This window comes from Lentihominibacter faecis (assembly GCF_014306095.1).
GTDB classification, from domain to species: Bacteria; Bacillota; Clostridia; order Peptostreptococcales; family Anaerovoracaceae; genus Lentihominibacter; species Lentihominibacter faecis.
Map to the genome: position 1 here is coordinate 1 of NZ_JACRWC010000113.1, position 7021 is coordinate 7021.

Genomic DNA, 7021 nt, shown 5'->3' on the forward strand with positions numbered 1-7021 from the left:
CGTCAGATGTGTATAAGAGACAGCCCAGAGAAGAATACAGCTCTGACGCCTCTGCGCAAGCTGGGTTATGAAGCTGGGATAACAACAGAATCTATTGTGTACAATTGTTTCTACATTTACTTTGTGATCTTTCTCACGAATGTTGTAGGCTTGAATCCTGTAATGGCAGGAACAGTTTCGTTGATTTCCGTTTGTGTAGATGCTATCACAGACCCGATCCTGGGCTGGATCGTTGACCATCCGAAGGTGAATCCGAAGAAGTTCATGCTGGTCGGCGGATTGCTTACAGGTATCCTGCTCACCTGTACGTTTGTCGTTGTAGATGGAAGTCAGGGCTTTAAGTTTGCTTACTATGTCATTGTATCTTCTTTGATGTGGTGTTCCTATACTTCGTTCTGCATTCCATACTATTCCTGCTGTGCGCAGATGACGGACGATTACGATGAACAGACGAAGATTCGTGGCGTATCTTCCACGATGAACGGTTTCGTTATTTACGGCGGATGTGTGTTCCCGATCCTCTTTATAGGATTGTTTGGAGGCATGGGTGTATCGGATACTTTATGCTGGACCATGGCTGCAGGATGCATTGGTGTGATCTCCATTATATTTGGACTGATCAACTACTTTTCCATTAAAAATGTTAAATTTATAGAAAAAGCTATTGATCAGGAACCGGAAAATATCTTAAAGACTTACAAGGATATTCTGAAACTGAAGCCGATGAAATTCTTTATTCCGTGGGTATTCTTCTATCTGTTTGGATCTGCGATGGTTTCGGCCAATACCAACTATCTGTTGATTTATTCAGCGGGAGTTGATCCGGAGGCTCTGGCAGGTACTGCCGTTATGACACTGCTGGCATTTTTCATTCTTTCACCGGTCTTTACGATGATCGCAACGAAGTGGGACAGAAAAGTAGCAGTGCTGGTAGCCTTTGGGATCACAATGGTCGGCGTTGTAATATGCAGGATTATAGGTGTGGATAGCTTATTCATGGTATATGTATTAACTGCACTGAACGGATTCGCTTTGGCTGGTTTCTGGTGTCTGTTCTATGATTTCTCCTATGATCTGATAGAACTGGATGAGTATAAGAATCGTAAGAGTAGAGCAGGGTGCATCACTTCTTTCCCGCAGTTGATTCAGAAGTTCGGAAATGCTGTGGGCTTGCAGGTGATCGGAATTGTTCTGGCAATGGTAGGATATGATGCTTCAAAAGAAGTGCAGAGTGCCTCTGCAGTCAGTGGAATCCAGAACATTTCCACGATTTTCCTGGCAATCTGTTTAGCAATTTCTATCGTTTGCATTATTGTTTATCCGGTAAACAAGAAAGTTTATGCGAGATTACAGGCAGCAAATGAGAGACGACGTGCAGGAGAAATCGATTTTGTGGATCCTGAAATAGATAAAATTTTATAAAAATAATTCACAAGGAAGGTATTTAGAATGTCCAAATTATTAAATGAGTACGATTATGCTGCTGTACATGCACAGGCACAGGAATTGATGAAAAAAAGAAAGCATCTCAAACGGAGTGCTGTAGAGAAGTATATGAAATACTTTAATGATAAGTGTGCAAAATCTAAAATCGAAACAGAAAAAGCTAAGAATGCGGTTCCGGGAGGAATTCAACATAACCTGGCAAATAATCATCCGTTTGCACTGGCGATCGAGAAGGCAGATGGGCCATACTTATATGATATTGATGGAAATCGATACATCGATTTCCTCTGTGCGGGAGGTCCGACAATTCTCGGAAACAATTGGCCTGCAGTAAGAGATGCTGCTATCAATCAGATCAGAGAAAACGGACCGGTATCCGGACTGTACAGCGTTTATGAAAGAGAATTGGCTGAGCTTATCAAGAAATATTATCCAACGGTAGAACTGTTCCGCGCTCTGGGTAGCGGTACAGAAGCCGACATCATTGCGATCCGACTGGCGAGAGCCTTTACAGGAAAGAAGCACATCATCCGCTTCTCTGGTGGATATCATGGATGGAGCGATCAGCTGGTATACAACGACGGTTGTACAACGGAAGCAATGAAAAACGGCGTTCCGGCAGAATGCTTCCAGAACACTCATGAAGTACCGATCAACGACGTGGAAGCGCTGGAAGCTATGATCAAGAAATATGAAAACGAAGGCGGTGTTGCTGCATTTATCATGGAGGCTGTTGGGCAGGATAGTGGCGCTGTACCAACGACTAAGGAATATCACAAGGCTGCACGGGAACTGTGCGACAAATACGGTATGCTGCTGATCTACGATGAAGTTGTAACAGGATTCCGTCTTGGTATGGGCGGTGCACAGTCGATCTTTGGTACAAGCCCAGATCTGACCGTATTCGGAAAGATCATCGGCGGAGGCTATGCGGGCTCCGGCGGTATCGGCGGCAGAAAGGAAATCATGTCTATGCTGACGGCTGGTGTAGATGCCAGTGATAATATAAAAGTCAAGGTGGGAGGAACTATGACTGCTAATCCTCTGACTTCTCTGGCTGGCATCACGGTAATCAAAGAACTGGAACGCCTTAACGTGCACGATGCACTGGACAAGGCTTCCGACTACTTCATGAGGGGTATTGCGGACCTTAGTGAGAAATACGATGTACCAGCTATCATATACCACCACTCCTCGATCCTGCACATTGACGTCAGCGGCGTACAGCATGTCCCATATTGCATTGATAGCAAAGATCCTCAATTCCAGAGCCAGTTAGAGGATGCGTATATGAATTATATTGAATTTTCCATGGCGCTGGCTGCAGAAGGCTTGATCATTGCTAACGGCGGAAAAACATATTTGCCTTATGGAAGTATTGACATTCTGGATGATGCATTGGCTGTGTATGAACGTGTATTTAGTCAGTACGAATAAAAAATCGAATCTAAGCGAAAGAAAGGAAGAATGGCACTGTACATGTGTGCAGTGCCATAATGATAACTGTGAAATGTATAGCTGCATATGATTTTGGTACCAGTGGTGTGAAGGCGGCACTGGTTAGTGAAGAAGGAAAAATTCTGGCAGTACAGGAAAAAGGGTATCCTCTTTATAAACCACAGCCTCTTTATGTAGAACAGGACCCGAAAGATTACTGGGATGCCGTTTGTGAGGTTACTCACGGAGTTTTGGCGAATTCCGGTGCCATGCCGGAGGATGTCAAAGCATTATCTTTTAGCGTGCAGGCGGTTAATATTATTCCAGTGGATAAGGACGGGAATGTTTTGCATAATGCCATAAGCTGGCTGGACGGCAGAGCGGAAAAACAGGCAGAAGAAATCAATACCAGATGCGGTATGGATCTGGTAAGGAGTCAGGACCATCAGTCAAGACTTTTGTGGATCAAAGAAAATCGGCCGGATATTTATGAAAAAACAGCATATTTTTTGGACTGTAACAGTTACCTCCAGTATAAGGCGACCGGTGTGATGGCGGTAAAACATGATCATCCGGGAATCGCGAAAAAGGATCCGATGATACAGACATACATAGATGCGACGTATGCTGATATCGATGCTGCAAAACTAGGACCGACTGTAGCGGCCTGTGAGAAGTACGCTGCGCTGGATGAAAAGGGTGCATCAGATTTGGGACTCATTACGGGTACGCCGGTTTTCGGTGGCATGATCGATGTTACGGCAGCGAGCGCAGGATGTGGCTGCTGTAAAGAAGGTGACGCTCATATTTATCTGGGAAGTTCTGGATGGATGTCAGCACTTATCAGTCAGGCATGCGATGGATCGGAAGGCTCGTATCTGTTGGACAGTATTGATCCGAAACTGCTGATTTATGGAGGCTGCACCAACAGTTGCTGCTTGATGTTCGACTGGGTCATTGACAAGTTTTATCACAAAGAAAAAGAGGAACTGGGCAGCGGGATCTATGAACTGATCGATGAAGAAGTTGCAAAAGTACCAGCGGGCTGCGAAGGTCTGCACGCTGCACCCTGGCTGTTCGGCGAGCAGTTCCCGATCACAGATCCATATGTCCGTGCCATGTTTTTTAATATCAGCGAAAAGCATACTAGAGCTCATTTTATCCGTGCAGTACTGGAAAGCCTTTGCTTCAGCATGAGAGGTCAGATCGATCTCTATCGCAAAGATGCCGGCAAGGATATTTCAGAGATCAGCGTCAATGGCGGCGGCTCATTATCTTCCCAGTGGATGCAGATCATGGCAGATGTGCTGCAGATGCCGGTTCATGTACCTGAGGAAACACGTCATTCAGGAGCTGTCGGAGCAGCGATCGCAGCGGCGGTCGGACTGGGCTGGTGTGATATGGACGATACGGGCAGCTTTATCGGTGTAGATAAAAGTTATTCTCCGGATGTGACGAAAGCAGAACTTTATACGAAAAAATATAAGCTCTTTTATGAGATCTATGATATGGTCAAGGATCTGTCAAAGAAGATGGAAGCTGCTGAATAAAAAAAGGAGTACAGATATGAGCAGATTAGATGAACTGAAGCAGGGTATCGTTGATATTGTCAAAAAAGAATATCGTTTACAGATGGTCAACATGTTCGAGGGCAACGTGTCAGTGCGATATGAAGATAAAATGCTGATCACGCCGTCTCAAATCAACAAGGAGATCATGACTCCGGAAATGATCATTGAAACGGATATGGAAGGCAATATCCTGTATCAGCCGGAGAACCTGCATCCGTCTTCTGAAACAAAGATGCATCTGGAGGTGTATCACGTCAGATCGGATGTTCAAGCAGTCGTTCATAATCACAGCATTTATGCGACGGCTTATGCCATCAACGGCATGCCTATCGTTTCCGATGCACTGACAGAAATGAACGTTACCTTTGGTCAGGTTCCGGTCGTGCCTTATGGAACACCGGGAACGGACAGGATCTATAGAGACTTTGATAAATATTTGGGCAATTATAGTGCAGTGCTTTTAGCAAATCACGGTGTGCTTGCTTTTGGGCAGGGTCTGGAGAAAGCCTTTTCTGTTGCAGAAGCAGTGGAGAAGGTGGCTCAGACGTTATATATTGCCAGGCAGCTGGGAGAGCCGTCTCCTATCCCTAAGGAAGAAGTGAAGGCGCTTCGGGAATTTGGAGAACAGATGAGAATTAAAGAAATAGAAAACATAATAAATCTAGAAAACAAGAGATCATGATTTCCCTCTCAAAGAGTATAGATAAGTAATAATGAATGTAAGATGTAAGGGGCGGCACGTTGTGTCGTTCTTTGCATTACAGCAGAAATTTTCAGAGGAATACAACGTATACTGGTATTTTCAAGAATAATACAGGGCATATATCTTGCAAAGGACTGTTAAAGTGGGTATGATAAGGATATTGATAAGAGAGAAAGAGGAGTTAAGGCATGAAAGAATTGAGCCTGACAGAAAAGAAAAAGGCCATGAGCATGGACAAGATTGTCCACGATTCACTCCATTACTTTGAGGAGAACGGATATTACAATACCTCCATTGAAATGCTCTGCGAGAAAGCAATGATCTCGCGAACGACGTTTTTTAATTATTTTGGAAACAAGGAGAAGCTGATCAAACTGATCATGGAAGATGGTCTGAAGGATCTGTGTGAGATGATTGATTCCTTGGATATTGATGCAGAAAATGATCCAGAAGAATGTTTTATGAAAGTCATTTTGTTTCAAATGGAGGCAGTGCGAAAATATAAAAATACCACATTTGTGTTTTATCGTATGCTGATGGAGGATGAGGAATGTCGTCAGATACAGAAAGCATATGATGAGGCGATTTCTGCGGTTTTGGATCGAATTCAGGACAAGTGGGATTTTCGAAAAAAATATTCCCGGCAGTGGATCGAGCATAGCATTGGAGGAGCCTTCATGCACATCGTGATCCTTGAACCGGAGGAAGAATGGGAGACCAGTCTTCGCGACAATATCGGCGGCATCCTAGACATGATGCGCTAAAAAACGATAATAAATTCAGAAATGAAAAAAGCCCCTGCATGCAGAGAAACGTCTGCGGCGGGGACTTTGCAGTTTTTGATATGGCAGCAGAAACCGGGATAAGATTACAGCAGTTCCTCGAAGCTTTCGATATACCGGTCGGAAAGTTCCTGGATCTCCGCTTTGTTCTGCTCTTCGTTTTTATCGGCAACGGCAATGACGTAAAAATCAGCTTCCTTAGCGCCGCGGATGGCCAGCAGTCCGTCTTCGACCACTATGGTTTCGTCCTTCGGTGTGCCCAGCTTTTTGTGTGCATCCAGAAATACCTTTGGACTTTCCTTGTCGCCGCCTGCTTCCTCACAGGTCATGATGAATGTGAAGTAGTCGCGGATCCCCAGGCGTACCAGGATCTCGTTGGCGATAGCTTTATCGGTAGATGTCGTTATGCACATGGCAACACCTTTCTGCTTGAATTTTTCCAGAAGGATCGGCACATATTGCTTGATGTCGGCGCTTTCCAGATAATCTTCCCGAAGGATTGTATTGAAGCCTTTCGCTATCTTGGACTCCGTCGTTGCGATCCGGTATTCGTCCTTTAAATAGCTGCAAAGCATCGGCAGGGTCATTGCCTTGGTTTTCTCACGCAGACCCGGCTCTGGAGTCTTTCGCAGTGATGTGATGTATCGTGCGGCTACGCCTTCCCAGATTTCTGTTGTATCCAGAAGCGTTCCGTCTAAATCAAAAATTGCTCCGCTGATATTCATTCTTTATCGCCTCCCTGTGTATCATAAAATAAGACAAGCCTTATTCTCTTTAACAATACCATTGGAATCGCTGATTGTCAATATTTGAAAGCCTTGGATGTAGGTTTGTCAAACATATGTTACACCATCAAGCACGAAATCATCTAAAACAGTTTGAGGAGATTTCCATCCCAGCGGGCGCATAGGAAAACGATTGTAATCCCTGTAGTTGTATCGCTGCAGCTGTTTTGAAAAATCCTCAAAGGAATAAAACTTATGAGTGGCGTAAAATCGTTCGTTATCTTTGCGATGACTGCGTTCTACTTTCCCATTATGCCTTGGTGTAAAAGGTTTGATCAGCTTATGGCAGATGTCGTT

The 7021-nt window shown here is 44.5% G+C and carries 7 protein-coding genes; 5 read left to right on the forward strand and 2 right to left on the reverse strand.

Going from position 1 to position 7021, the window contains the following annotated elements:
* The 5 genes from H8876_RS09695 to H8876_RS09715 form a co-directional block, all read left to right on the forward strand.
* Positions 1 to 1422: MFS transporter (locus tag H8876_RS09695; protein ID WP_249287575.1), on the forward strand; the 1422-nt coding region annotated here is incomplete at its 5' end.
* Positions 1423 to 1449: 27 nt separating this feature from the next.
* Complete coding sequence (locus H8876_RS09700) at positions 1450 to 2883, forward strand: aspartate aminotransferase family protein (protein ID WP_249287576.1); 1434 nt, start codon at positions 1450 to 1452, stop codon at positions 2881 to 2883.
* 59 nt (positions 2884 to 2942) lie between these two features.
* Positions 2943 to 4433, forward strand: coding sequence for a xylulokinase (locus H8876_RS09705; RefSeq protein WP_249287577.1), 1491 nt, complete (start codon positions 2943 to 2945; stop codon positions 4431 to 4433).
* A 16-nt stretch (positions 4434 to 4449) separates the two neighbouring features.
* The gene (locus H8876_RS09710; RefSeq protein WP_249287578.1) at positions 4450 to 5136 is read left to right on the forward strand and encodes a class II aldolase/adducin family protein; all 687 of its coding nucleotides are present in this window, start codon (positions 4450 to 4452) and stop codon (positions 5134 to 5136) included.
* A 209-nt stretch (positions 5137 to 5345) separates the two neighbouring features.
* On the forward strand, positions 5346 to 5921 hold the full coding sequence (locus H8876_RS09715; RefSeq protein ID WP_249287579.1) for a TetR/AcrR family transcriptional regulator: 576 nt from the start codon (positions 5346 to 5348) through the stop codon (positions 5919 to 5921).
* 104 nt (positions 5922 to 6025) lie between these two features.
* Here the strand turns inward: H8876_RS09715 and H8876_RS09720 are convergent, their stop codons facing one another.
* Together H8876_RS09720 and H8876_RS09725 are read right to left on the reverse strand one after the other, a co-directional pair.
* Positions 6026 to 6664, reverse strand: coding sequence for an HAD family hydrolase (locus tag H8876_RS09720; RefSeq protein ID WP_249287580.1), 639 nt, complete (start codon positions 6662 to 6664; stop codon positions 6026 to 6028).
* A gap of 108 nt (positions 6665 to 6772) precedes the next feature.
* Positions 6773 to 7021: integrase core domain-containing protein (locus H8876_RS09725; protein WP_249287581.1), on the reverse strand; the 249-nt coding region annotated here is incomplete at its 5' end.